Annotated in this window: 22 protein-coding genes and 1 pseudogene; 12 read left to right on the top strand and 11 right to left on the bottom strand. The window is 70.9% G+C overall.

What is annotated here, in order from left to right; all coding sequences use genetic code 11:
* Positions 1-124 precede the first annotated feature (124 nt).
* The gene (phoU, locus tag QE410_RS04915) at positions 125-808 is read left to right on the top strand and encodes a phosphate signaling complex protein PhoU (protein WP_307328668.1); all 684 of its coding nucleotides are present in this window, start codon (positions 125-127) and stop codon (positions 806-808) included.
* Between the two features lie 63 nt (positions 809-871).
* On the opposite strand, the gene QE410_RS04910 is transcribed toward phoU, so the two are convergent.
* Positions 872-1,618: a phosphoglyceromutase gene (locus QE410_RS04910; RefSeq protein ID WP_307328665.1), complete on the bottom strand. Its 747-nt coding sequence runs from the start codon at positions 1,616-1,618 to the stop codon at positions 872-874.
* A 51-nt stretch (positions 1,619-1,669) separates the two neighbouring features.
* On the opposite strand from QE410_RS04910, the gene QE410_RS04905 reads away from it, so the two are divergent.
* Positions 1,670-2,467, top strand: coding sequence for a class I SAM-dependent methyltransferase (locus QE410_RS04905; RefSeq protein ID WP_307328662.1), 798 nt, complete (start codon positions 1,670-1,672; stop codon positions 2,465-2,467).
* Between the two features lie 99 nt (positions 2,468-2,566).
* Here QE410_RS04905 and QE410_RS04900 read toward each other — a convergent pair whose 3' ends face one another.
* From QE410_RS04900 to QE410_RS04885, 4 genes are all read right to left on the bottom strand, one after another.
* Positions 2,567-3,676 carry an FUSC family protein gene (locus QE410_RS04900; protein WP_307328659.1) on the bottom strand — a complete coding sequence of 370 codons (1,110 nt, stop codon included), beginning with the start codon at positions 3,674-3,676 and terminating at the stop codon, positions 2,567-2,569.
* Positions 3,673-4,707, bottom strand: coding sequence for a folate-binding protein YgfZ (locus QE410_RS04895; RefSeq protein WP_307328656.1), 1,035 nt, complete (start codon positions 4,705-4,707; stop codon positions 3,673-3,675). The genes QE410_RS04900 and QE410_RS04895 overlap by 4 nt, the downstream gene beginning before the upstream one ends.
* A gap of 57 nt (positions 4,708-4,764) precedes the next feature.
* The gene (locus QE410_RS04890) at positions 4,765-5,364 is read right to left on the bottom strand and encodes an FABP family protein (RefSeq protein ID WP_307328654.1); all 600 of its coding nucleotides are present in this window, start codon (positions 5,362-5,364) and stop codon (positions 4,765-4,767) included.
* A 130-nt stretch (positions 5,365-5,494) separates the two neighbouring features.
* Positions 5,495-5,785, bottom strand: coding sequence for a hypothetical protein (locus QE410_RS04885; RefSeq protein ID WP_307328652.1), 291 nt, complete (start codon positions 5,783-5,785; stop codon positions 5,495-5,497).
* A gap of 115 nt (positions 5,786-5,900) precedes the next feature.
* Between QE410_RS04885 and QE410_RS04880 the strand changes: the two genes are divergently transcribed.
* The 6 genes from QE410_RS04880 (at position 5,901) to QE410_RS04855 (ending at position 13,308) form a co-directional block, all read left to right on the top strand.
* The gene (locus QE410_RS04880; protein WP_307328649.1) at positions 5,901-6,593 is read left to right on the top strand and encodes a response regulator transcription factor; all 693 of its coding nucleotides are present in this window, start codon (positions 5,901-5,903) and stop codon (positions 6,591-6,593) included.
* A gap of 113 nt (positions 6,594-6,706) precedes the next feature.
* A complete protein-coding gene (locus tag QE410_RS04875; protein WP_307328646.1) occupies positions 6,707-8,875 on the top strand; it encodes an RNA degradosome polyphosphate kinase in 2,169 nt (722 codons plus the stop codon).
* Positions 8,872-9,810 (top strand): NUDIX hydrolase, encoded by a 939-nt coding sequence (locus QE410_RS04870; protein ID WP_307328643.1) that lies wholly within the window; start codon positions 8,872-8,874, stop codon positions 9,808-9,810. The genes QE410_RS04875 and QE410_RS04870 overlap by 4 nt, the downstream gene beginning before the upstream one ends.
* Positions 9,807-10,514 (top strand): hypothetical protein, encoded by a 708-nt coding sequence (locus QE410_RS04865; protein ID WP_307328641.1) that lies wholly within the window; start codon positions 9,807-9,809, stop codon positions 10,512-10,514. Before QE410_RS04870 ends, QE410_RS04865 begins: the two co-directional genes overlap by 4 nt.
* A gap of 521 nt (positions 10,515-11,035) precedes the next feature.
* Positions 11,036-12,511 (top strand): HNH endonuclease signature motif containing protein, encoded by a 1,476-nt coding sequence (locus tag QE410_RS04860; protein ID WP_307328636.1) that lies wholly within the window; start codon positions 11,036-11,038, stop codon positions 12,509-12,511.
* A gap of 338 nt (positions 12,512-12,849) precedes the next feature.
* Positions 12,850-13,308, top strand: a complete 459-nt coding sequence (locus tag QE410_RS04855) for a GNAT family N-acetyltransferase (RefSeq protein WP_307328634.1) — start codon at positions 12,850-12,852, stop codon at positions 13,306-13,308.
* Positions 13,309-13,608: 300 nt separating this feature from the next.
* Here the strand turns inward: QE410_RS04855 and QE410_RS04850 are convergent, their stop codons facing one another.
* Together QE410_RS04850 and QE410_RS04845 are read right to left on the bottom strand one after the other, a co-directional pair.
* Positions 13,609-14,904: a M1 family metallopeptidase gene (locus QE410_RS04850; RefSeq protein ID WP_307328631.1), complete on the bottom strand. Its 1,296-nt coding sequence runs from the start codon at positions 14,902-14,904 to the stop codon at positions 13,609-13,611.
* Positions 14,901-18,845 (bottom strand): Pls/PosA family non-ribosomal peptide synthetase, encoded by a 3,945-nt coding sequence (locus QE410_RS04845; protein WP_307328627.1) that lies wholly within the window; start codon positions 18,843-18,845, stop codon positions 14,901-14,903. The genes QE410_RS04850 and QE410_RS04845 overlap by 4 nt, the downstream gene beginning before the upstream one ends.
* A 159-nt stretch (positions 18,846-19,004) precedes the next feature.
* Here QE410_RS04845 and pstS point away from each other — a divergent pair, with 159 nt between their 5' ends.
* The 4 genes and pseudogenes from pstS to pstB all read left to right on the top strand — a co-directional run bounded on the left by pstS (position 19,005) and on the right by pstB (position 23,050).
* The gene (gene pstS, locus QE410_RS04840) at positions 19,005-20,114 is read left to right on the top strand and encodes a phosphate ABC transporter substrate-binding protein PstS (RefSeq protein WP_307328624.1); all 1,110 of its coding nucleotides are present in this window, start codon (positions 19,005-19,007) and stop codon (positions 20,112-20,114) included.
* An 80-nt stretch (positions 20,115-20,194) separates the two neighbouring features.
* Complete coding sequence (gene pstC, locus QE410_RS04835) at positions 20,195-21,148, top strand: phosphate ABC transporter permease subunit PstC (RefSeq protein WP_307328621.1); 954 nt, start codon at positions 20,195-20,197, stop codon at positions 21,146-21,148.
* Between the two features lie 2 nt (positions 21,149-21,150).
* Positions 21,151-22,252, top strand: a pseudogene (gene pstA, locus QE410_RS04830) (phosphate ABC transporter permease PstA).
* Positions 22,253-22,270: 18 nt separating this feature from the next.
* Positions 22,271-23,050: a phosphate ABC transporter ATP-binding protein PstB gene (pstB, locus tag QE410_RS04825; protein WP_307328618.1), complete on the top strand. Its 780-nt coding sequence runs from the start codon at positions 22,271-22,273 to the stop codon at positions 23,048-23,050.
* A gap of 277 nt (positions 23,051-23,327) precedes the next feature.
* Here the strand turns inward: pstB and QE410_RS04820 are convergent, their stop codons facing one another.
* The 4 genes from QE410_RS04820 to sigK form a co-directional block, all read right to left on the bottom strand.
* The gene (locus QE410_RS04820) at positions 23,328-24,212 is read right to left on the bottom strand and encodes an aminodeoxychorismate lyase (protein WP_307328615.1); all 885 of its coding nucleotides are present in this window, start codon (positions 24,210-24,212) and stop codon (positions 23,328-23,330) included.
* 218 nt (positions 24,213-24,430) lie between these two features.
* Positions 24,431-25,069 carry a DNA-directed RNA polymerase subunit beta gene (locus QE410_RS04815; RefSeq protein ID WP_307328613.1) on the bottom strand — a complete coding sequence of 213 codons (639 nt, stop codon included), beginning with the start codon at positions 25,067-25,069 and terminating at the stop codon, positions 24,431-24,433.
* A gap of 52 nt (positions 25,070-25,121) precedes the next feature.
* Positions 25,122-25,943 carry an anti-sigma factor gene (locus tag QE410_RS04810; protein ID WP_307328611.1) on the bottom strand — a complete coding sequence of 274 codons (822 nt, stop codon included), beginning with the start codon at positions 25,941-25,943 and terminating at the stop codon, positions 25,122-25,124.
* A complete protein-coding gene (gene sigK, locus QE410_RS04805) occupies positions 25,940-26,542 on the bottom strand; it encodes an ECF RNA polymerase sigma factor SigK (RefSeq protein WP_307328608.1) in 603 nt (200 codons plus the stop codon). The genes QE410_RS04810 and sigK overlap by 4 nt, the downstream gene beginning before the upstream one ends.
* Positions 26,543-26,624: the final 82 nt, after the last annotated feature.

Raw genomic sequence — 26,624 nt, 5'->3', positions numbered from 1 at the left:
GCTCGGACTCACACGGAGGCTACTATTCACTGTCACAGCACCGCTCGTTAACCTTCGCTGGAAAGAATCCACGAGGGTTGCGGGACACCCATGTGCCGTGCCGCCGACGAGGAAGGTACCCGCCATGCGCGAAGTATTCCACCAGTCCCTCGAGGACGTTCAGAACCGCCTGGTCGAGATCGCCGACCTCGTGACCATCGCCATCGACCGGGCAACGCGCGCGTTCGGCACGAGCGATGTCGCCCTCGCCGAGGAAGTCATCGAGGCCGACGCGATCATCGACGAGAAGGCCGTCGAGCTCGACGAGCTGGCCATCGAGATCCTCGCGCGTCAGCAGCCCGTCGCCCGCGACCTGCGCATCGTCGTCACCGCCCTGCGCGTGAGCGCGTCGCTCGAGCGCATGGGCGACATGGCCGAGCACATCGCCCAGCTCGCCCGTTCGCGCTTCCCCGAGCGCGCGATCCCGAAGGGCCTCAAGTCCACCTTCACGCGCATGGGCGAGCTCGACGTCGAGGTGGCTCGCAAGCTCGCCGAACTGCTGCGCACGCAAGACCTCCGCATCGCCGAGGCGATCCGTGACGCCGACGACGACATCGACGAGCTGCACGTCAGCGTCTTCGAAAAGGTGCTCGGCGACTCCTGGAAGGGCGAGGCGACGGCTACGGTCGACGCCACCCTCGCGAGCCGCTATCACGAGCGCTTCGCCGACCACGCGGTGTCGGTGGCGAAGAAGGTCATTTATCTGGCGACCGGCGACTGGGCCGGCGCCGACGACGAGGCCGAGCACGAGCCGAGCCCCGTCATCTGAGCACGACGACACAGAAGGGGGTGGATGCCGATCGGCATCCACCCCCTTCTTCTCGTTGCAGCGTCAGTGCTTGTTGCCCTGCGCCGCGACGGCGGCGGCACCCGCCGCGGCGGCCTCCGGGTCGAGGTACTCGCCCGGGCCCACCGGGGTGAGGTCGTCGTTGAGGCGGTAGACGAGCGGGATGCCGGTGGGGATGTTCAGCTCGGCGATGTCGGCGTCGCTGATGCCCTCGAGGTGCTTCACCAGGCCCCGCAGCGAGTTGCCGTGCGCCGTGACGAGGACGGTCTTGCCGGCCTGCAGGTCGGGGACGATGTCGCTGTGCCAGTAGGGCAGCATGCGGTCGATGACGATCGCGAGCGACTCGGTGTCGGGCACGTCGCCGTCGATCCCGGCGTAGCGGGGGTCGCCGACCTGGCTGTACTCGTCATCGGCGGGCAGCGGCGGCGGCGGCACGTCGAAGGAGCGACGCCACAGCATGAACTGGTCGTTGCCGAACTCTTCGAGGGTCTGCGCCTTGTCCTTGCCCTGCAGGGCCCCGTAATGACGCTCGTTGAGGCGCCACGAGCGCTTGACGGGGATCCACAGACGGTCGGCGGCGTCGAGCGCGATGTTCGCGGTCTGGATCGCGCGGCTGAGCACCGAGGTGTGCAGCACGTCGGGCAGCACGCCGGACTCGGCGAGCAGCTCGCCGCCGCGCTTCGCCTCGGCCTTGCCCTGGTCGGTGAGTCGCACGTCGACCCAGCCGGTGAACTGGTTGGTCTTGTTCCACTCGCTCTGCCCGTGGCGGAGGAGGATCAGCGTGTGAGGCATGCCTCCATGCTATCGACGCACGGGCGTCGACCTGGAGCCGTGGATGGCATCATGTCGTCAGTGACCTCCTCCCCCGTCGGCCGTCCCACGCGGGGCACGACCGGGGTCAATCGCCTCCGCCGGGTCGACCGCTGGATCGCACGACACCCGGTGCTGCGTCGCACCGACGACCCGCTCGTGGTCGACCTCGGTTTCGGTGCGAGCGCCGTCACCCCGCTCGAGCTCCATGCCCGCCTGAGCGTGCAGCGACCGGATGCCACGGTGCTCGGGCTCGAGATCGACGCCGACCGGGTCGTCCGTGCGCGGGAACAGGCCGCCGGCGTCGCCGGGGTGTCCTTCGCCCGCGGCGGATTCGAGGTGCCGGTCGCCCACGGCCGACGGCCGGCGGTGATCCGCGCGATGAACGTGCTGCGCCAGTACGACGAGGCCGACGTCGCCGACGCGTGGGCCCGCATGTGCGCCCGCCTCCAGCCCGACGGCATCCTGGTCGAGGGCACGTGCGACGAGATGGGCCGGGTCGCCACCTGGGTGGAGGTGGGCGCGGATGCGGTGCCGCGGACCCTCACCATCTCGCTGCGTCTCGCCGCGCTCGACTCCCCCGCGGTCTCCGCAGAGCGGCTGCCCAAGGCGCTGATCCACCGCAACGTCGAGGGCGAGCGCGTGCACGCGTTCCTGGCATCCCTCGAACGGGAGTGGACGCGTGCGGCCGCCGTGGCGCCCTTCGGCCCCACGCATCGGTGGCGCACCGCGATGGACGCGATGACGGATGCCGGCTGGCCCCTCGTGCGTCGGGAGCGCTGGCGTCTCGGCGAGGTGGGGGTCGCGTGGGAGGCCGTCGCACCGCGATGAGCACTGCACCGCTCCGGTTCTCCGGACGGATCGAACGGCTCGGGCACCCCCGCGCCGCCGCTGTGCAGGAGTCGTGCAGCCGCGCCGCCGCGCCTCGGGTCAGATGCGCGGGAGCAGCGCCCGCGCCTCAGCCGAGGGCATGCCGGCCGCGGTCAGCAGATCGACGGCCAGCGGCCGCATCGCGGCGACGAGGTTGAGCTCGCCGACGCCGCCGTCCGGCAGCAGCGCGGCCGGATCGAGGCGACGGGTGATCGCCACCAGGGCGGCGCGCGCCGCCGGTTCGACCGAGATGTCGTCGAGACTGTCGCGCACGAGCGAGGCGCCCCGGGCGAGTTCGGCCAGCAGGTCGGCCGGGACCGGACGCGCGTCACCGTCGACGCAGAGGTAGGCGGCGCGGCGCGCCACGACCCGGAGGTTGCGCGTGGTCAGATCCAGCGCCTCCCGCACCCGCTCGTGACGCTGCAGCTCGGTGCGCTGGCGGCGCAGGAAGGGCGAGATACGCGCCACCTCGCGCCCCGACTCCAGCGACCCGCTCCAGGCGTCGACGTACGTCTGCAGCGACCGGGCGCGCTCCAGCCCCCGCTCCGCCCGCGCGCGGTCACCTTTGCGCAGCGCTCGCACGATCGTCGCCATGGCGACGTCGAGCGCGTCGAACAGTTCGTCGGCGTCGCGCAACTCCGTGCGCCGCAGCGTCCGTGGGATCAGCGCCGTGACGATGAGGGCGGCCACCCCGCCGACGGCCCCGTCGACGAGCCGCAGGAACGGCACCCCCGTGACGATCACCAGGGCGATGAGCGACTGCACCACCGCCGCGAGGGCGAACGCCGGCTGTGGGGAGAGGAAGCGCGCCACCAGCATCGTGACCGTCATCGCCACCGCGATCTGCCACCAGCCGGTGCCCGCCGTGACGAGGACGACCTCGGCGATCAGGATGCCGACCAGCATGCCCACCACCGTCTCGGCGACGCGCCACGGACGGGCGTCGCGCACGAGCCCGAGACTCGACACCGTCACCGTGGCCGCCAACAGGGGCACGGGATGCCCGAGGACGAAGTGCGCGAAGGCGTAGGCCGCGGTCGCCGCGACCACGATCTGCGAGATGGCGGGAAGCGACTCGCGCACGCGCACGATACGGCGGGCGAGGGTGACGCGCAGGCGCGAACGGGGCACGACGACCCCGACGGTCGTCGAGGACTCGTCGCCGGTCATTCCGCCGCGCGGCGGCGGCCGAGACGGGGCAGGTGCGGGACCGCCGCGGTCGCCCCGGCGTCAGCGGGCACGACGGTCTCCGCCGCGGCGGCGAGGGGACCGTCGGCGGTGTCGACGACGAGCGGCACACCCTCGGGTGCCGTGCGCTTGACGAGGGCCAGGGCGATCGGCCCTTCCTCGTGATGCACGGCGACCGAGGTGATCGCCCCGATCACGGTGTCGCCGGCGCGCACGGCATCGCCGCGCACGGGCAGCACGTTGTCACTGCCATCGAGCTGCAGGGCGACGACGCGACGCGGGGGGTGTCCGAGGTTGTGGACCTTCGCCACCGTCTCCTGACCGCGGTAGCAGCCCTTCGACAGGTGCACCGCGGTGCGCAGCCAGTCCATCTCGTGCGGCAGCAGGCGCTCATCGGCATCCACTCCGACGCGGGGACGCCACGCGGCGACGCGGAGAGCCTCGACGGCGTCCAGGCCCGCCAACGACAGCTCACCGCGCACGGCCGAGCCGATCACGCGATCGAACTCGGCGGCATCCACGATCGCCTCGGCCCAGTCGCGCTCGGCGCCCGGATGCGGTTCGACGCGCGCGTAGGCCCACCCTCCGGGCGCCACGTCGGGCCAGGGGTCGACCCACACGGGTGCCGCGGTCGTCAGCTCTGCCACGGCCGCCCGGGTCCCGCCGACGACGAAGAGGTCGTCCGAACGGTCGCGCACCTCGACGCGCAGACGGAAGCGCATGCGGGTGAGCCAGGATGCCAGTGCCTCGGCGTCGGAGGAATCGACAAGGAGCCACGTCGTCTCGCCGTCGTCGACCACGGCGGCCGCGTGCTCGACGCGCCCCTGGGGATCGAGGATGAGCAATTCGGTGGACACTCCCGGCGCGAGGTGGGTTAGCGCCTGCGACGACAGCGAGTCGAGCCAGCTGCGGCGGTCCTCGCCGCCGACGGAGACGACCCGACGGTCGCCGAGCGGCGCCAGTGCCGAGCCGGATGCCAGTCGGCGTTGCTCGGCGACGGGGGACCCCGACATGGCGCAGACCACGGTCGTCGACGACGGCACCGGGCACGTCGGTGAGGGAGGCCATGATCACTCCGCCCGAGCGAGACGGGCGGAGGCGTGCGAGCCTAGTTCGCGGCCGAGGGCGGCGATGTCCCACGCCCACAGGAGGTGATTGTCGACCAGGCCGTACAGGCGGGTCGCCGCGGTGTAGGACTTCGCGCCGGCGGTGCGCACCACGGCATCCGTCGCCAGGTCGATCCGGGGCCCCTTCACCTGACCGACGTAGAGTTCCAGGATGCCATCGGCGTGCGCCAGGCTGACCTCGATGTCGAACCCGCCGTCGGCGTTGCGCAGTGCCTCGACGTCGTCTGCCGTGCGGGCGACCGCCGCGGCCGTGGCCGGAAGCAGGCCCGGACCGGCGTCGGCGTCGGCCGCGGGACGCGCCAGGCGCCAGTAGCCGATCTCGGAGACGAGGGGACGACGCTCGTCACCGTCGAGCAGCCAGGCGTCGGCCGAGTAGTTGAGGAAAGCCCCGCCGTCGTGACTGAAGCTCACGCGGTGCGCGAACTCACCCGAGTACGAGCGACCATCGGCCTCGTAATCGATGACGCCGGTGCCCTCCCAGACACCGACCAGCCACGACAGAGGGACGAGGTCGGCCGGAAGATCGGTCGGGATCTCGATCACGACGCGCTCAGCGCTGGCCGCGGTAGAGGTTCCAGATGACCGTTCCCGACACGAAGGCGATCGCCAGCGAGGCGAGGCCGAGAAGTCCCACGAAGAACAGTTCGAGCGCGAGGAGGTCCATGCTGCAACTCTAGCCCGAGACGAGAGCGGCGAGACCGAATCCGAGGGTGATGACCCCGAGAACGACCATGGCGCCGAGCGAGCTCAACGCCATCCGCTGGATGAACGCTTGCGAACGCCCGTACCAGAGCTGCACGGCGAAGGCCACGATCACGCAGCCGCCGAGGGCGACCGCGACCCACTGCGCACGCCATTGCTCGGAGACGAACAGACCGATCGCCACGCCCGCGACCGCAGCCAGCACCCACACCGCGATGACACCGGCGACGGTGCGGCGCGGGGCGAGGTCGGGAGTCGACATGCCCCCATCATCGCTTAGGAGGCCGGTTCGGCGCACGCGCGACGCCGGTGATGAGCGGCTCCGCGTCGTCACCCTAAGATGATCGGGTGCGCGGCACGCCGCACGGGAGGTCCTCTTGGCACAGCTTCTGGTACTCAGCTCCGCCCCGGGCGGTGGCGCTGCCCTGCCCGCGCTCGAATTGCTGAGCCACCGCGTGCGGCAGATTCCGGCCGAGGCGGCGCAACTCGTCAACGCCCCCAGCGCCGACGTCATCTTCGTCGACGCCCGCTTCGACCTGGTCGGCGCGAAGTCGCTGTGCAAGATCATGACGACCACCGGCATCGAGGCGCCGCTCATCCTGGTCGTCACCGAGGGCGGCCTCACCGCCGTCTCCACCGACTGGGGCATCGACGACGTCGTGCTCGTGGCCGCCGGTCCCGCCGAGATCGACGCCCGCATCCGTCTGGCCATGGGGCGCCGGACCGCCGACCAGGTCTCGACCCGCATCCAGACCTCGGGGATCACCATCGACGAGTCGTCGTACTCGGCGAAGGTGCACGGCAAGCCGCTCGACCTCACCTACAAGGAGTTCCAGCTCCTGCACTTCTTCGCCACGCACCCTTCGCGCGTCTTCACGCGCGAGCAGCTGCTCAGCGAGGTGTGGGGCTACGACTACTTCGGCGGCACCCGCACGGTCGACGTGCACGTGCGACGTCTGCGCGCCAAGCTCGGCGACCTCGAGCAGCTCATCGGCACGGTGCGAAACGTCGGCTACCGCTTCAACGTGTACGAAGACGACGCGCCCGTCGCCGTGTCGGCCCCCGTCTGACCGCGCCGCCGCCCGCAGCGGATGTCCGGCGGACGCCGTGGCATCCGTCACCGGTCGGCGCCGCGCATACCGCCGTTCACTCCCGTGTCACCGACCCCTGCAATGATGTGGGGATGATGGAACACGACGCGCTGGATGCCGGCCTCGGCGACGCCGACGACGACGACTTCGACGAGGCCGTCGAGGCCGTGGACGACCAGCTGCCCGATCACCGCTATCTCGATCGCGAGCTGAGCTGGCTGGCGTTTAATCAACGCGTCCTCGAACTCGCCGAGGATCCGACGGTTCCCGTGCTGGAACGCGCGAACTTCCTCGCGATCTTCGCCAGCAATCTCGACGAGTTCTTCATGGTGCGCGTCGCCGGCCTCAAGCGCCGCATCGTCACGGGCCTCGCCGTTCCCACCAACGTCGGCCGGGCACCGCTCGACGTGCTCGCCGACATCTCGGCCGAAGCCCACCGCCTCCAGCTGCGCCACGCGGCCGCGTGGACCGAGAAGGTGCGCCCCGCCCTCGCCGACGCAGGCATCGAGGTCGTGACCTGGGACTCCCTCGACGACGACACCGCCGCGCGTCTGACGGAGTACTTCCAGCGCAACGTCTTCCCGGTGCTCATGCCGCTCGCCGTCGATCCGGCGCACCCCTTCCCCTACATCTCGGGGCTCTCGCTCAACCTCGCCGTGCGCATCCGCAACGCCCGCACCGGCCGGCAGGAATTCGCGCGCCTCAAGGTGCCGCCGATGCTGCCGCGCTTCGTCGAGGTGCCGGGCGACGGCCCCGGCGTTCGCTACCTCCCCCTCGAGGAGCTCATCTCCAACCACCTCGAAGACCTGTTCCCCGGGATGGAGGTGCTCGACCACCACGCCTTCCGTCTCACCCGCAACGAAGACATGACGATCGAAGAGGACGAGACCGAGAACCTCATCCAGGCGCTCGAGGCCGAGCTGCTGCGCCGGCGGTTCGGTCCGCCCATCCGCCTCGAGATCACGGAGGACATGGATGACGTGACGCGCTCCCTGCTCTTGAGCGAGCTCGACATCACCGAGCAGGAGGTCTACCGCCTGCCCGGCGCACTCGACCTGCGCGGACTCTTCGACCTCTCACGCATCGACCGCCCCGACCTGCACTATCCCCCGCACGTTCCCAAGACCGCTCTGGCGTTCCAACCGCCCGAGCAGAACGGCCGCGCCGACCTGTTCCGGGCGATCCGCAAGGCCGACGTGCTGGTGCACCACCCGTACGAGTCGTTCGCGACCAGCGTGCAGGCGTTCCTCGAGCAGGCCGCTCGTGACCCGCACGTGCTCGCCATCAAGCAGACCCTCTACCGCACCTCGGGTGACAGCCCCATCGTGCAGGCGCTCATCGACGCCGCGGAGGCGGGCAAGCAGGTGTTGGCGCTGGTCGAGGTGAAGGCCCGCTTCGACGAGGCCAACAACATCGTGTGGGCCCGCAAGCTCGAGAAGGCCGGCGTGCACGTGGTCTACGGGCTCGTGGGGCTCAAGACGCACTGCAAGCTCGCCCTCGTCATCCGCGAAGAAGAGGGGCGTCTGCGCCACTACAGCCACGTCGGCACGGGGAACTACAACCCCAAGACGAGCCGCATCTACGAAGACTTCGGCCTGTTCACCGTCGACGACCAGGTCGGTCGCGATCTCACGCGCCTCTTCAACGAGCTGAGCGGCTACGCGATCGAGAAGAAGTTCAAGCGTCTGCTCGTGGCCCCGCTGCACCTGCGCAAGGGGTTGCTGCGGCACATCGACAAGGAGCGCCGCAACGCGCTCGAGGGCAAGCCTTCCGGCGTCCGCATCAAGGTCAACTCGATGGTCGACGAGCAGATCATCGACGCCCTCTACCGCGCCAGCCAGGCCGGCGTCCCGGTGGAGGTGTGGGTGCGCGGCATCTGCTCGATCAAGCCGGGCGTGCCCGGGATGAGCGAGAACATCACCGTGCGCTCGATCCTTGGCCGCTATCTCGAGCACTCGCGCATCTTCTCGTTCGCGAACGACGGCGACCCGCAGATCTTCATCGGCAGCGCCGACATGATGCACCGTAACCTCGATCGTCGCGTCGAGGCCCTCGTGCGCGTCGTCGACGAGAACCAATTGCGCGAGCTGACGGCACTGTTCGATCTGGCGATGGACGACGGCACGAGCTCGTGGCACCTGGGCGCGGACGGCGAGTGGACGCGCCACAGCGTCGACGCCGACGGCGCCCCGTTGATCGACCTGCAGGAGCACACCATGTCGCGCGTGCAGCGCAAGCGTCGCGCCCGGGCGGCCCGATGACCGAGACCGCGGTCTACGCCGCGGGCGGCGTCGTGTGGCGCCGGGTCGAGGGAAAACTCCGCATCCTGCTCATCCACCGCACGAAGTACCGCGACCTCACCCTGCCCAAGGGAAAAGTCGACCCCGGTGAGACCCTCGCCGAGACCGCCGTGCGCGAGATCCGGGAAGAGACCGGCATCCGTGTCGCCCTCGGCGTCCCCGTGGGCGTTTCGCGATACCGGATGCCGAACTCGCGCACGAAGATCGTGCACTATTGGGCGGCGGAAGCCACCGATGCGGCCGTGCGCACCTCATCGTTCGTGCCGAACAAGGAGGTCGCCGCGATCGAGTGGATGAGCATGAAGAAGGCGCGGAAGCACCTGAGCTACCCCGTCGACATCGAGATCCTCGACGAGTTCGCCCGCCTCGTCGACGAGCAGGCGCTGCCGACGTTCCCGATCGTCGTGCTGCGCCACGGCAAGGCGCGTTCGCGCGATGAGTGGGACGGCGCCGACACCGACCGCCCGCTGACGTCCCGCGGTCGCACCCAGGCCGAGGCGATCGTCGGACCGCTCCTCGCCTTCGGCGTGCGCCGCATCGTCTCGAGCCCCGCCGAGCGCTGCGTGCGCACGGCCACCCCGATCGCCCAGGCCATCGGCCAGCGCGTGCAGCTGTGCGCCGACATCAGCCAGGACGCGTGGGAACAGGGCCGCGCCGACGCACGCCTCGTCGTGGGACACCGGGTGCGGGCGCGCAAGCCGGTCGTCCTCACCAGTCACGGCCCCGTGCTGCCCGACATCATGCACGAGCTCGCGCTGGCGACAGGCACGATGAGCGGCTCGTACCTCGGCAGTGCGTCGACGCTCGAGACCGGGGCGTTTTCGGTCGTACACGTGCCGGTCGAGCATCCCGGCGCGGGCATCGTCGCGATCGAGACGCACGAACCGCGGGTGTGAGCCCCGCTGCCGGCATCCGGATCGCCTGGCGCGCGGTGCCGCCGGGTGCCCCGCGACGCGGGGCGTCGCGCGCTCTGCTCGCGGAGCTGCTGCCGGGCGCATCCTTCGTCTCGCGGTGCGCGGCATGCGGCGGCGATCACGGTCGCGTCCGGGTGGAAGGGGTGGATGCCGCGGTGTCGGTGTCGTACGTACCCGGGTGGGCGGTCGTCGCGGTGACGCGTGAGCATCCGCGGATCGGGGTCGACGCTGTTCCGGCGGAGGCCGGGGGGCTCGAGCGTGTGCTGCCCGGGCGCTCGGCTGAGCGGGCGTGGGCGGGCGTGGAGGACGTGCACATTCGGGTGCGCGGCGCGGCCAATGCGCTCGATTGGGCGCGCATCGAGGACGCTCCCGCCCGGCTGCACGGCGTGGCCGATGCGCTCGATTGGGCGCGCGTGGAGGACGCTCTCGCCCGGGCGCGCAGCGCGGCCGACGCGCGCGAGTGGGCGCGCGTAGAGGCGGTGCTGAAGGCCGACGGGCGAGGACTCCGCGTGGACCCGTCCCGAGTCACCGTGCGCGCGACAGGGGACGGGTGGGTGGCACGCGTCACCGAATCGAACCGACATCCGTCGGGCGCGGGTCGCATCGAGTGGCGCGGGTGGGACCTCGACGGTCCCGCGGGCGTCGTGTTGGCGGTGGCGGTCGAGGCGGCCGTAATGGTGGAGTGAGCTTGAACAATCGCGCCTTGAGGCGGCGCGAGGTGGCTGAGCCTGTCGAAGCCGCGGGCCGGGCTGACGCGTGAGGCGGCTGAGCCTGTCGAAGCCGCCGGACCCCGCGCGGCGTTCGAGGTGGCGGAGCCCGTCGAAGCCGCCGGACCCCGCGCGGCATTCGAGGTGGCTGAGCCTGTCGAAGCCGCAGGGTCGGGCGACGCGTGGGGCGGCTGAGGCTACCGAGGACGCAGGGCCGGGCTGACGCCAGGTGCCTGAGCCTGTCGATGCCGCCGGACCCCGCACGGGTTCGAGGTGGCTGAGCCTGTCGAAGCCACCGGGGCCGGGCTGACGCGTGGGGTGGCTGAGGCTACCGACGCCGCAGGGCCGGGCTGACGCCAGGTGGCTGAGCCTGTCTAAGCCACCGGGGCCGGCCGGGCGGGGGCGACGCCCCTCCTCCCCCGTGCACTGGTTCGCTCATCCATCCCCGATCCAGCTCGCGAGCCCGGGGCAATGTCGGAGGTCGTCGCTAGCATGCACACATGCCTGATCGCATCGTCCCGACAGCCCCGAAAGGCGGGCCCGCGGCCCTGACCGCGGTGCTCGACGACGTGCTCGCAACCGGCGCCGCCCTCGCCGCCGCCGACGTCGCCCGCACCCGCGCCCTCGCCGCCGCCGGGCACCTCGCCCTCGACGTCATGGCCGACCAACGCGCCGCCGCCCGCGCCGCCGAACTCGCCCTCCGCGAAGTCGCCTCCGAAATCGCCGCCGCCGAAAACCTCTCCGACCGCACCGTCCAGACCCAGATCGGGCGGGCGATGACCCTCGTCGACCACTACCCGCACACCCTCGCCGCGTGGGAAGCCGGGGCGATCACCCGCGCCCACGTACACGCCATCGTCGACATCGGCACCCCGCTCCCGGTCGAGGCGCGCACCGAGTTCGACCTGCTCGCCGTGGCCACCGCTGACGGGCTCAGCCCCGGTCGCCTGCGCGCACGCCTCGCCGTCCTCGCCGAACGCCTGCACCCCACCACCATCACCGAACGCCACCACCGCGGGCGCGACACCCGCTGCGTCCGCATCGTCACCGGCCACGACGGCATGTCCGACCTCATCGCCACCCTCCCCACGGTGCTGGCCGTCGGCATCTACGACCGCCTCACCCAACAAAGCCGCGCCATCATCGACACCCGCACCGGCATCACCGCCGCGCTGGCCGACACACCCGCCGATCCTGCGTCAGATTCAGACGCGAACCACGCTCACCACGACACGGAAGCGTCCCGCAGCGCCGCGCCCCGCAGCACGGTCGCGACGGAGCGAAGTGACAGAGAAGCCGGTACAGCGTCGGTCACCGACGAGCGCACCACCGCGCAACTCCGCGCCGACATCCTCGCCGACCTGCTCCTCACCGCCGCCCCCACCGCCGACCCCACCCGCACCGACGACGGGCCCGGCACCCTCGGCACCATCCGCGCCCGCATCCAAGTCATCGTCCCGGCGTTGACCATGCTGAAGCCCGGCGCCGAGAACACCGACCCCGCCGAGCTCGTCGGCCACGGACCCCTCGACGCCGCAACCGCTCGCACCCTCGCCGAAGCCACCACCCTGCCCTGGGACCGCGTCATCACCCACCCCATCACCGGCGCCGTCCTGCACACCGACACCTACCACCGCACCACCGCCATCGACCGTCACCTCCGCGCCCGCGACCGCACCTGCCGTTTCCCCGGCTGCACCACCCCCGCCACCCGCTGCGAGGTCGACCACACCCACGACCACGCCCACGGCGGCCCCACCACCATCACCAACCTCGCGCACCTCTGCCAACGCCACCACACCCAGAAACACCTCACCCGCTGGCAGGTGAAGCAACTCCCCGACGAAGTCCTCAAGTGGACCAGCCCCACCGGCCGCACCTACACCGACGAACCCCTCCCCTACTCCCCCGCCACCCGCTTCCTCCCCGACGACCCACCCCCACCCGACCCCGAACAAGGCCCACCGCCCTTCTGACATCGCAAAGCGGCGGCCCCACCAACGAAGCACGTCCCCGACGAGGGAACACGGCTTCGAGGATGACCCGCGCGGCGATTCACGGCTCCGATCGCGACAGGGCGCGCGTGCGCACCGGCGCCGACGCCGACGCCGACGCTGGACGGGACGAAGCGCACACGCGACCGGCAGTCCGACGCACTCGCGCGCACACGCCACCGGCCATCCGACGCACTCGCGCGCACACGCCACCGTGATCTCGACCACGCGCGCGGACCGCGACGCACTCGAAACGCCAGAAGTCACACCCGCGTCGTCACCCCGCCCAGACAACCGGGGGGGGTGATTGACTCGACGGGATGATTCTTGAACGGTGCGGAGCGACCGACGTCGAGGCGCTGACGGCGTTTTTGAATGACGTCGATCTCACCGTGAGCGGTCTGGGTGCGCCGAGCGTTCGACTGTGGATCGAGCGCGACGAGAGCGGCGCGATCGCGGGAAGCACCGGGTACGAGATCAGCACTGATGGTCGGCACGCGTTGATTCGGAGCGTGGCGGTCGTCCGGGCGCAGCGTTCACATGGTCGAGGCACGGCTCTCGCACGCTTCGCACTCGAGCGTGCGAAGGAGGCGGGAGTCACCAGGGCATGGCTTTTCAGCCGCCGTTCGGGACCGTTCTGGCAGAGCCTCGGGTTCGAGCCCGCTGATCGTGACGAGCTTGCGCGAGCACTGGCTGACACGCACCAGGTACGTCTCTTCCAGCAGACCGGGCAACTCGATCGCGAAGTAGCCTGGTCGCGACTCCTTCTCGGCGCCTGATCGAACTCACCTCGCGACCGCGTGCGGCGCCGGCGAGGGGTGCGGTCACGCCAAAGGTATCCGCGGGTGGGCCGCGTACCCACCGGCACTATCGGACGCGGCGACCCAGGACCGCCCGCCGCCCGCCGCCCGCCGCCCGCCGCGAGAGCGTCCGGCTGCCACCCGCCGCCCGGAGCCGGGCACCACTCAGACACGACGGAACGGGGACCCCCGCGCTGAGACGCCGCCTGCGGACCTCGCACGGAAGCTCTGCTGCCGATCGAGGTCCCTAGCCGACCCGAACCTCCGGAACTCCTCGTGTCAGGGCCGCGCCGGCAGAGCCTCGACGTCGATCCAGCGTGACAGCACCGCCGCGGCATCCGGACCCCCGGCGCGCTCGACCGCGGCGCGGAAGTCGTCGGTCGTGACGAGGCCGTGCCGGTTCTGTGACGTCCAGGCACGAACGAGATCGAAGAACGCCGAGTCGCCGAGAGTGCGGCGCAACGCGTGCACGGCGAGCGCGCCGCGCTTGTACACGCGGTCGTCGAACATGTCGTCGGGCCCGGGGTCGGCGAGCAGCAGGTCTTGAGGCTTCGCGGCGAGACGCGCGTAGTGGTCGGCGACGCAGGTCTCCATGGGCACGCCGCCCGAGGCGTCGGACCACAGCCATTCGGCATAGCAGGCGAAGCCCTCGTTGAGCCAGATGTCACGCCAGCGCGCGATACCCACGCTGTTGCCGAACCATTGGTGCGCGAGTTCGTGCGCCACCAGACGCTGCGCGGCCGGCACGAGATGATTCATGCCGAAGACGGCGAGACCCTGCGCCTCCAGCGGGATCTCGAGCTCGTCGGCGGTGACGACGAGCGTGCACGTGTCCTGCGGGTACGTTCCGAACAGCTCAGCGAACACGCGGAGCATGTCGGGCACCGCCGCGAACGCGCGATCGACAGCGGCACCGAGCGCCGGAGGCGCGGTGACGACGACCGCCGGCACACCATCGCCGCCGGCGGTCAGAGTGCGCGTGCGATAACGACCCACGTGCACGGCCGCGAGATAGGTCGCCGTGGGCACATCCGACGTGAAGGTGGTGGTGACACGACCGGCTCGCCGCGTCGTGGCGCCCGCAACGCCGGTCGCCGCGACCGTGTACCCCTCGTCGACCGTGATCTGCATGCGCATGCGGGCGCGATCGTCGGGCCGGTCATTGCAGGGGAACCAGGTGGGCGCGCCGATCGGCTGCCCGGCCACGAGGGCGCCGTCGGTCAGCTCCTCCCATCCCACCGCACCCCACCGCGAGCGCCGCGGTGCCGGAGCGCCCGCGTAGACCACCTCGACCTCGAAGACGGTGCCCGGGGCCAGCTGCCGCGGCGGCGTCACGCGCAGCACGCGCGGACCCGCCGAGAAACGCGCCGATGCGCCATCGACGCGCACACGCGAAGTACGCAGCCCCACGAGGTCGAGAGCGAACGACGTCAGCGGTTCGCGCGCCACCGCCACGATCGTCGCGGTCCCCTCGAGGCGGTTGGTGCGCACGCGATAACCGAGCACGAGGTCGTACGACTGAACGCCGTACGAGGAGTCGCCGCTCTGCGGCGCATAGGGATTGGTCGCGCTCACGTCGTCGACTGGTACGCGCGCACCTTCACCGCACGCCAGGGGCCGATGGGGTTGCCGCTCCACCGGGAGCCGATCGGCACGGTCTCGCCACGCATCACCAGCGACGCGGGTCCCACCGTGGCGTGCGCTCCCAGAGTGGATGCCGGCAGCACCACGCTGTGGGGGCCGAGGGTCGACCCGGGCTGCAGCTCGACGGTATCCATGCTCATGATTCGATCATGGAACAGATGCGTCTGAACGACACATCCGCGATTGACCGTTGACGCGTCGCCCAACGTCACGAGGTCGGGCTCGGGCAGCCAGTAACTGTCGCACCAGACGCCCCGCCCGATCTTCGCGCCGAGGGTCCGCAGCCACACGGCGAGCGCGGGCGTGCCGGCCGCGGCGCGGGCGAACCAGGGCGCGGCGACCATCTCGGTGAAGGTGTCCGACACCTCGGTGCGCCACACGAAACTCGACCACAGCGGCTGCTCGCCGGCGCGGATCACACCGACGATCCCCCACTTCGCGGCGGTCGACACCCCGGCGGCGACCGCGCCGGCGGCCAGCAGCACGACACCCGACAGCAGCAGCGTCCAGATGGGCCCGGTCGCCTCCCACAGCGCCGCGAGCGTGAACAGCACGCCCAGGCCGATACCGCAGGTGACGACGACGGGAACGAAACGGCACAGTTCCCACAACGTCCGGGCGAGACGGAGCGCCGGCCCGGGGTTGTACGTGCGCGACTCGTCGCCCTCGGCCGACAGACGCCGCAGCCGCACGGCCGGCGACCCCAGCCACGACGAGCCTGCTTTGGCCTTCGGCGGCGCCGCCGACAGCACGGCGACGAGCCCGTCGCGCGGAACACGGTGCCCGGGAGCGGCCATACCGGAGTTGCCGAGGAAGGCACGCTTGCCGATGCGCACGGGACCGAGCCGCAGCCACCCGGCCCGCAATTCGTAGGACGCGACCATCGTGTCGTCGGCGAGGAACGCGCCGTCTTCGATCCGCGTCATCGACGGGATCAGCAGCACCGTGGATGCCTCGACGTCGCGGCCGACGCGCGCGCCGAGCATCCGCAGCCAGACCGGGGTGAACAGCGACGAGTAGAGCGGGAAGAGGATCGTGCGCGCGGCATCCAGCAGTCTCTCGATCGTCCAGGCCTGCCAGGCGACGCGACTGCGCACGGGGTGGGTCCCCTCGGCGAGGCCCAGCGACAGCAGGCGCACGAGCAGCACGACGGATGCCGCGAACACGAGCCCCGTGACGGCGACGGCGGGAACGAGCCACGCGAAGGCCGCCAGGCTCGCCTGCCCGAGGCCGTCGGCGCCGCGCATGCCCTGTGCGATCACCAGGCCGCCAACCGTGAACGCGGCGAGCGGCAGCAGCGCGAGCACCACCGCGGACGCGGCGTACGCCCACAGCCAGCGCGTCGGCGCCGGCGGCCGCTCGGTGGGCCACCCCTTGGCCGTGCCTCCGACACGGACCGCGGGCGAGCCCGCCCACGATTGGTCGGCCTTCACACGGCCGAACACCGCTGAACCGGGGGCGATCTCCGCCCGCCGGCCGATGCGCGTGCCCGGAGCGAGGGTGGAGCGGGCGCCCACCGTGGCATCCGCTCCGATGCGCACCTCGCCGATGCGCACGAGGTCGCCGTCGATCCAATACCCGGTCAGGTCGACCTCCGGCTCGATCGACGCGCCATCCCCGACCTCGAGCATGCCGGTGACCGGCGGGAGCGCATGCAGATCCACGTTGCGACCGATGCGGGCGCCGAGCGCACGAGCGTAGTACGACACCCACGGTGCTCCGGCGAGGCCCACGGCATCCACCTGATCGGCGATCTGCTCGGCCAGCCACAGCCGGATGTGCACCCAACCCCCGCGCGGATAGTCACCCGGCCGCACCCCCGCGAGCAGCAGACGAGCGGATGCCACGGCGATCGCCATGCGGCCGAACGGTGTGGCGAAGACGAGCAGGCCCACCGCGAGCACCGGCCACGGAACGCTCGGCAGCACGTCGAAGCCCGGCACGAGCTGCAGGATCGCCGAGGCCGTCAGCAGGTACAGCAGCCACCGCACGCCCGACAGGATGAACAGCGGGGCGCCGAGAAGGGTCTGCGCCCACTGGGTCGTGCGGGGCGTCGGCGCGGCGCGATGGAACTCGAGAGGCGTCTCGTCGGCCAGCTGCGGGCCGAGGGCCTTGGCCATCGCACCCAGGCGGGGAACGTCGTAGATGTCGGCGACGGAGAACTCCGGCACGCGCGCGCGGATGCGCGAGACGAGTTGAGCGGCGGCCAGCGAACCGCCGCCGAGGTCGAAGAAGTCGGCCTTGCGCTCGGTGACCGGGAGGCCGAGCACGGCCTGCCACTGCTCGGCCAACCAGATCTCATCGGTCGAGAAGTCGGTGGCGGCGGGAGCGTCGACACCGGGAAGCGGCCACGGGAGGGCGGCACGGTCGACCTTGCCCGAGGTGCGCACCGGCAGGGAGTCGACGACACCGAGCAGCGGGATGGTCGCGGCGGGCAGACGCTCCGCGAGAGCCGCACGAGCCGCGCCCCGGTCGAGCTCGACACCCTCGTCCATGACGAGGTAGCCCACGAGCACCGGGACGCCGGCCTCCGTCGTGCGTACAGCCACCGTCGCGGCGCTGACTCCGGCGAGATCCTGCAGCGCCGACTCCACCTCGCCGAGCTCGATGCGACGACCGCCGACCTTGACCTGATCGTCGGCGCGGCCCTGGAACACCAGCCCCTCCGGCTCGAAGCGCACGAGATCGCCGGAGCGGTACGCGCGCTCCCACCCGAGGGTGGGCATCGGCGCGTACTTCTCGGCATCCTTCGCCGGGTCCAGGTAGCGGGCCAGACCGACACCGCCGATGATCAACTCCCCGACCTGCCCCTCCGCCACGGGAAGGCCCTCGGCATCCACCACCGCCAAAGCCCACCCGTCGAGGGGCAGGCCGATGCGCACGGGCAGGGAGCCGTCGAGCGGGGCGGCGCACGCGACCACGGTGGCCTCGGTGGGGCCGTAGGTGTTCCAGACCTCGCGACCCTCGGCGACGAGCCGGGCGGCGAGCTCGGGCGGACACGCCTCACCGCCGAAGATGAGCAGGCGCACGTTCTCGATCGAGTCGGCGGGCCACATCGCCGCCAGCGTCGGCACGGTCGAGACCACCGTGATGCCCTGCCGCAGCAGCCACGGCGCGAGGTCCTCGCCCGAGCGCACGAGCGAGCGCGGCGCCGGCACGAGACACGCGCCGTGCCCCCACGCGAGCCACATTTCCTCGCACGACGCGTCGAAAGCCACCGACAGCCCCGCGAGAACCCGGTCGCCGGGGCCGAGCGGTTCCTGCTGCAGGAAGATGCGGGCTTCCGCCTCGACGAATGCGGCGGCCGAGCGATGCGAGACGGCGACACCCTTCGGCACGCCGGTGGATCCGGAGGTGAAGATGACCCACGCGTCGTCGTCGACGGTCGGCGGAGCGACGATCGGCACGGCGTTCGTGCTCGGATGCGGGGCGGCACCGTCGTACAGGCGCACGAGGGCGGCATCCTGATCCCGCGCGACGAACTCGCCGTCGCCCGCGACGATGCCGCGCACACCGGCCTCGCCGAACACCAGGCGCGCGCGGTCGTCGGGGTCATCGGCATCCACCGGGACGTAGGCCGCCCCCGCCGCCATCACCGCCAGGATCGAGACGTACAGCTCTTTCGAGCCCGAGGGCATGCGCACCCCGACCCGGTCGCCACGGCGGACGCCCGCCTCGTGGAGGGCCGCGGCTGTCTTCCACACTCGTGCCGAAAGCTCGCGGTAGCTGAGCGCGCCCGACCCGTCGTCGATGGCGGAGGCCTCAGGATGCCGTGCGGCGACGTCGGCGAGGATGTCGATGAGGGTGCGCGCAGGTGCGGCGGCATCCCGTCGATCGAGGGGAGCCTGAGGGGCGGAGGCGGGGGTCGTCACGGGGGTGAACAGTACAACCCCCAGGAGAACGCGTCGGAACGGCCACCCCGGTTCACCTCCCGTTCACCCGAGGGGCGCAGTCTCTTAAGGGTCGGAGGTTACCTTTCCCGATGAACCCTGCACCGGGTTCGTGTTCCCGACACCTGAAGGATTCACACAGTGAAGATCTCCCGATTCGCCCAGCTGGGCGCCGTGGCCGCAGTGGCCTCCCTCGCCCTCGCCGGCTGCGCCTCGAACGAGGGCGGCGCCTCCAGCGGCGGTTCGTCCGAGGCTCCCGCGGGCGCCTCCTCCCTCACCGGCACCCTGGTCGGCGGCGGCGCTTCGTCGCAGGAAGTGGCCGTCCAGGCGTGGACCCAGGGTCTGCAGACCGCCAACCCCGACCTCACCATCGACTACGACCCCTCCGGTTCGGGCACGGGCCGCGAGTCGTTCCAGGCCGGCGCCGTGCAGTTCGCGGGCTCCGACCGCGCCTTCAAGGTCGACGAGATCACGGCCGGCCCCTTCGACGGCTGCGCCGACGGCAGCGACCTCGTCGAGCTGCCCACCTACATCTCGCCCATCGCCGTGGTGTTCAACCTCGAGGGCATCGACTCGCTGAACCTCGACGCGACCACCCTCGCCAAGATCTTCGCGGGCCAGATCACCACCTGGAACGACCCGGCGATCGCCGCGCTCAACTCCGGCGTCTCGCTCCCCGCGACCGCGATCACCCCGGTCCACCGCTCCGACAAGTCGGGCACCACGGGCAACTTCACCGACTACCTCGGCAAGACGGCGCCCGACGTGTGGACCGCCGGCTCGGTCGAGGAGTGGCCGGCGCTCGGCGGCGAGGCCGCTCAGGGCACCTCGGGCGTCATCTCGGCCGTCGAGGGAGGCCAGGGCACCATCGGCTACGCCGACGCCTCGCGCGCCGGCAACCTCGGCACCGTCGCCATCCAGGTCGGCAGCGACTTCGTGTCGTACTCGCCGGAGGCCGCCGCCGCCATCGTCGACGCGTCGCCGGAAGAGGAGGGCCGTGCCGCGACCGACATCGCCATCAAGCTCGACCGCACCTCCACCGAGGCCGGCGTGTACCCCATCGTCCTCGTCAGCTACCTCATCGGGTGCGCCGAGTACAAGGACGCCGCCACCGCCGAGCTGGTGAAGGGCTTCTTCACCTACGCCGCCAGCGAGGAGGGCCAGGAGGCCGCCGCGTCGGCCGCCGGCTCCGCCCCGATCTCGGACACGCTGCGCGAGCAGGTCACGACCGCCATCGAGGCCATCAAGTAATCCGCTGAGGTGCCCGGTCCTGCGTTCACGTGGGGTCGGGCACCTCGTGCGGTCCCCGCCCATCGCACAGAATCGACGAAATGACCACCACACCCGAGGTCACCTCGACTGGAGCGCCGACCGCGAAGACCCGCCCGGGCGATCGCTGGTTCTCCGGTACCGCACTCTTCGCCGGCTCGATGATCCTCGTGACCCTCGCCGCGGTCGCCGTCTTCCTGATCATCCAGTCGCTCCCCGCGTTCGTCGCCACCGGCGAAGACGCCTCGATTCTCGGCGACAGCTTTTGGTCCTACGTGGGGCCCCTCGTCTTCGGGACCGTCTGGGCGGCCGCGCTCGCCCTCCTCATGGCGGTCCCGCTGTCGATCGGCGTCGCCCTCTTCATCTCCCACTACGCTCCTCGCCGCCTCGCGCAGGCCCTCGGCTACGTCGTCGACCTGCTCGCAGCCGTGCCCTCGGTCGTCTTCGGCCTCTGGGGTATCGGGGTACTGGCTCCGGCCGTCCAGCCCGTCTACTCGTGGTTCGTCGACAACGCCGGCTGGTTCCCGCTCTTCTCCGGTCCCGTCTCCAGCACCGGCCGCACCATCTTCACCGCGTCGATCGTGCTCGCCGTCATGGTGACCCCGATCATCACCGCGATCTGCCGCGAGATCTTCCTCCAGACGCCCACCCTGCACGAGGAGGCCGCGCTCGCTCTCGGCTCCACGCGCTGGGAGATGATCTGCATGGCGGTCTTCCCGTTCGCCCGCAGCGGCATCGTCTCGGCCGCCATGCTCGGTCTCGGTCGCGCCCTCGGCGAGACCATGGCCGTCGCGATGGTCCTCTCGGTCTCGGGCGGGGTGACGTTCGCCTTGTTCACCGCGGGCAACCCTTCCACGATCGCCGCGAACATCGCCCTCACGTTCCCCGAGGCCTATGGCACGAACGTCAACGTTCTCATCGCCACCGGACTCATCCTCTTCATCGTCACCTTCGCCGTGAACGCGCTCGCCCGTTACATCGTGAGCCGTCGCAAAGAGTTCTCGGGGGCCAACTGACCATGACCGCGACCATCTCTCCCCCGCGCCCGACCACGCAGCCCGCGCGTTCGGCGAGCCTGACCACGGGGCACCTTCCGAAGTGGGCCCCCTGGGCGCTGCTGGCGGGTTCGATCGCCATCGTCGGCGCGATCTTCGCCGTTCTGGCCGCCGCCTCCGGCGCCGGGCTCAACGTCCCCGGCTGGCTGATCCTGTCGGCCCTCGTCTACCTCGTGCTCATCACCGTCATCTCGACCATCGTCGAGGGACATCGCAAGGCCGTCGACCGGCTCGTGACGGGCGTCGTCACGCTCGCGTTCCTCATCGCGATGGTCCCCCTGGTGTCGGTCGCCTTCACGGTGGTCACCCTGGGCGCGCCGAGCTGGAGCGGCGAGTTCTTCAGCTCCTCGATGCGCAACGTCGTCGGTGAGGGCGGTGGCGCGCTGCACGCCATCGTCGGTACCGTCCTGATCACGCTCGCCGCGGCCGTCATCTCCATCCCGATCGGCATCTTCACCGCGATCTACCTGATCGAGTACGGGCAGAACAACCGTCTCGCCCGCGGCATCACCCTTCCTCGTCGACGTGATGACCGGCATCCCCTCGATCGTGGCGGGCCTGTTCGCGTACGCCTTGTTCGCGCTCTTCCTCGGCCCCGGCGTCCGCCTGGGCATCATGGGCTCCATCGCGCTGGCGGTGCTGATGATCCCCGTGGTGGTCCGCTCCACCGAGGAGATGCTCCGCCTCGTCCCGAACGAGCTGCGCGAGGCGTCGTACGCCCTCGGCGTGCCGAAGTGGCTGACCATCGCCAAGGTGGTCCTTCCCACCGCCATCGCGGGTATCACCACCGGCGTGATGCTCTCGATCTCGCGCGTCATCGGCGAGACGGCGCCGCTGCTCATCACCGCCGGATTCACGGCATCCATGAACTACGACCTGTTCGACGGGCGCATGCAGACCCTGCCCGTGTTCACCTACACGCAGTACATGAACCAGGGCATCCCGGCCGAGGCCTTCATCGGCCGCGCCTGGGCGTCGGCACTGACGCTCATCGTGATCGTCATGCTGCTGAACCTCGTGGCGCGCTCCATCGCCAAGTTCTTCGCCCCCAAGACCGGTCGCTGACCCGAAAGAAAGAATCCCGTGTCAAAGAGCATCGAAGTCAACGACCTCAACGTCTACTACGGCGACTTCCTCGCCGTCGAGGGCGTCTCCCTCGAGATCGAGCCGCGCAGCGTCACCGCGTTCATCGGTCCCTCGGGCTGCGGCAAGTCCACGTTCCTGCGCACGCTGAACCGCATGCACGAGGTCATCCCCAAGGCCCGCGTCGAGGGTCGCGTGCTGCTGGACGGCGACGACCTGTACGGCCCGGGTGTCGACCCCGTGCTCGTGCGTCGTCAGGTGGGCATGGTGTTCCAGCGCCCCAACCCGTTCCCGACCATGTCGATCCGAGAGAACGTGCTGGCGGGCGTGAAGCTGAACAACCGCCGCATCACCAAGTCCGACTCCGACGACCTCGTGGAGAAGTCGCTGAAGGGCGCCAACCTCTGGAACGAGGTCAAGGACCGACTCGACAAGCCCGGCTCGGGACTGTCGGGTGGTCAGCAGCAGCGACTGTGCATCGCGCGCGCGATCGCGGTCTCTCCCGACGTCATCCTGATGGACGAGCCGTGCTCGGCTCTCGACCCCATCTCGACGTACGCGATCGAGGAGCTCATCGACGAACTGAAGAGCGACTACACGGTCGTGATCGTCACGCACAACATGCAGCAGGCGTCCCGCGTGAGCGACAAGACGGCGTTCTTCAACATCGCCGGCACCGGCAAGCCCGGCAAGCTCATCGAGTACAACGACACCTCGACGATCTTCACCACGCCCTCCGTGCAGGCGACCGAGGACTACGTCTCGGGCCGCTTCGGATAAGCCGTGCGTCCGCGAGAGCCCCGCTCCGGCGGGGCTTTCGTGTATCCGGATGCCGCCGACGGCTGTTTCGGCGACGGCGGAGCCGCGCGCGGGCGGGGCCGCGTGAGGGCGTGGCGACGCGAGGGCGTGGCGGCGTGAGGGCGTGGCCGCGTGAGGGCGGGGCGACGCGAGGGCGTATCCGCGTGAGGGCGTGGCCGCGCGGGCGGGGCCGCTCGAAACGTGGCCGCGCTGCGGCGGGGCGCCGCGCGGAGAGCGCCGCCCCGTCCGGAGGCGCCGTTCAGTCGCGCGGGCTCAGCAGATACGCATTGAGCTCATCGGTGAACGCCCGATCGATCGCCATCGGCTGCCCGTCGACCGCTGCCACGGGTGCGGCCAGACGCACGCTCGAGAGCAGCCACGCGGCATCCGCCTGCGCGAGCTGTGCGGTGGTGACGGTGTCGTACGCCGTTGCGAAGCCACGCTGCTCCAGGTGCGCGAACAGGCTCAGCTGGGTCGTGCCGTGCAGGATGCCGGCGCTCGGCGTCGGCGTGACGAACCGGTCCCCGAAGCGCAGGACGACGGATGCCGTCGGCGCCTCCAGCACGTACCCGTCACTGGTGACGAACACGGCGTCGTCGGCCCCGCGGCGCTTCGCCTCGCGGATGGCGGCCATGTTCGTCGCGTACGACAGGGTCTTGGCGCCGAGCAGCAGCCACGGCGCCCGCCCCGGCACGTCGAGGGTGTAGCCGCGGTCGAGCGTCACGATGCGCACGCCCTCGGCACGGGCTCGGGCGTTGTCGGGAGCGTCGGCGAGGGTGATCCACGCCGTCGGGGACGCACCGCCGTCGACCCCGCGGCTGAGGACGAGCTTGATCACGCTCTCACCCTCCCCCGCTTCGGCGGCCACTCGCTCGATGGCGGCGCCCCACTGGGCCAGGTTGGGAGTCGGGAGCTCGCAGAGCTGCGCCGAGTGGGCGAGCCGTTCGAGGTGCGGCCCGACCTCTTGCGGGTGGCCGTCGACGACGCCGAGCGACTCGAAGATGCCGTCGCCGCGCTGCGCGCTCAGCTCGCCGACGGGGAGCGCGGGGGCGAGCGGATCGATGACGCGCAGGGTGTCGGCGAACGACTCCCTCGGATCATCGAATGCCACGGGGTCGATGCGGAGAGCGAAACGCCAGGCCATGCAGCGAGCCTACGCGCCGACTCCGACACGCCCGGGTCTTGTCAACGGGGCCGCGGGAGGGAATGTCTCGGGCGAGCGCTTGTTACACTCTCATAGCCGGGCCGCAGTAACCCCGGGCTCCATCTTCTGCCGCTATGAGCGGCCATGCGCCGAGAGGCGTTCTGCGGTCCGGCACTTTTCTTCTCGGCTGCTCTAGTGCGGGTCCCCGCGTTCGCCGCTCAGCTCAACGCATCGCGACGCCACAGCGCGGCGCACGCCGCCAGATCGTCGGCATAGGTCGCCAGGCGCAGGGCCCGCGTCGTCAACGCCGTCGCACGCTCCGACTCGGTGTTCTCGTAGTCGTCGGCCAGATGCGTCGACCCGGCGGCCTGCACCCGGCAGAACGCGGCAGCGCGGTCCAGCGCGACGGCGAAGTCGCCCTCGAACAGCCCGCGCAGGATGGTGTCGATGAGTTGCACGAGCTCCTCCGGCCCCGCCGGTGCCGGCGCGCCCGCCACCACGGCATCCACCGTCGACATCTCGACGCGTCCGCGCTCGTACAGCAGCGCCGCCGTCGCGGGGTCGTCGTGGATCATCAGCTGGAGCAGGTAGAGCCGCCAGAGGGCACCGGGGAGCGACCGCGCCGGCGAACGCGACCAGAGCTCGGCGATGTCGTCGATGCCGTGGTCGTCGGTGAACGCCACCAGCCGCTCGACGACGTCGACCGAGGGGTCGGCCCGAACGCGCGACAGCAGCGCGTGGGCGGTGCTGTGGGCGACGCGCGACACCTCCGCCGGGTCGTCGGCCGCGAAGAGGCGGTCGAAGAGTTCGGCGGGGCGGCGCACCGGCTTGTGGAACTCGCGGGGGGAATCGCTCATCGTTCCAGGCTAGGGCGTGACCGGTCGGCCGCGGGCCGAGCCGCGTCGCCGCTCAGGCCGTGGCGACGGCGACGACGGGCTCGCTGCTGGGCGTGCCGTCGGGCGACCCTCCGGCGGGCTCGATGGTGACGGCGATGATGTCGCCGACGTGCATCTCGCCCTGGAGGACCGCGGTGGCGTTGCCGTCGGCATCGGGCTCGAACGTACCCGCGGCGATGGGCGTCTCACCCCGCACGAACCACAGCTCGTAGGTGGTGCCGTCGGCCAGGGCCGGCATGCCGTCGGTGACGAGCACGCTCTGCCCCGTCGAGGGCGACCAGTGCGCCGTCGCCACCGTTCCATCGGCCATCGTCGCCGTCGCGGACTGCGCGTCCGGCGCCTTCTCGATCTGCTCCAGCGCGACGACGGCCGCGGGAGGGGTGAACAGCTGACTCACGGTCACGGCGCCGAAGCCGAGCACCAGCACGGCCGCGAACGATGCGGCGAGTGCGAACCATCGACGCGCCCCCCACCCGGATGCCGGCGACGGACGGGCCGGCTCGGCGGCGCGCATCGGCGCGACGGGCGCGGTTCCCGCGGCGGCGTAGTCCTCGTCGTCACGGCCCTGATCGGCAACGGCGGAAGAGGAGCCGGATGCCGCCGGTTCCTGCGGCAAGTCGGAAATCCGGGCGAAGAGCGCGGCGCGCACCGACGGCGGCGGCTCGACCGGTTCGATGGTGGAGCTGATGGCGGTGGCGGTGTCGGCCGCTTCGCGCACGTGGTGGTCCCAGTGCGGGTTGCCCGCGAGAGCCTCCTGGTACGCGCGTTCATCTGCCTCGGTGAGCGCATGCAGCGCGTGCCCGACGGCGAGGTCGGCGAAATCCCTCTCGTTCACTTGTCCACCCCCATCTCCATTCGCAAGCGCGACAGGCCGTCGCGCATCCTGGTCTTGACCGTACCGAGCGGTGCCCCGACGAGGGTAGCGATCTCACTTTGGCTGTATCCACCGAAGTAGGCCAGCGTGAGCGCTTCCTTCTGAGCGTCGGGAAGCGCCGCCAGTGCATCGACGACGCGCCGCCCCTCCATCTTCAGTTCGACTCTCTCGGCGACATGGTCGTACGCGACGTCCATATCGCGGAAGCCCGCGCGCACGTCGCGATCGACGCTCGACTGCGACGACCGCACGCGGTCCACCGCTCGTCGGTGCGCGATCGTGAGAACCCACGACCTCCCCTGACCTCTCTTCGGAGTGAAACGCGCAGCGGATTGCCAGATCTCCAAGAAAACCTCTTGCAGCACCTCTTCGCTCTGCGAGCGATCGACGAGCACGCGGAGGATGAGACCGAAGGCCCGAGCGGACAGCGCGTCGTACACCTCGGCGAAGGCGGCGCGGTCGCCGTCGGCCACGCGCTGGAGCAGGATGCCGATGTGGTCGACTTTCTTGAGCCCTTCTTCGGGCAGGTCGAAACCGTCGATCACCATGACACCCATCATTGCTCACCTCTCGCGCGCCCTCGCGCGCGTACGCGCGGGAGAGAGTTGGTTTCGTGATGAACCGTTACGTTGCGGGGCGTCC

The organism is Microbacterium sp. SORGH_AS_1204, from assembly GCF_030818935.1.
Lineage (GTDB): Bacteria > Actinomycetota > Actinomycetes > Actinomycetales > Microbacteriaceae > Microbacterium.
Note: the sequence above shows the minus strand (reverse complement) of the source record. Positions and strands in the feature narration are given on the sequence as shown.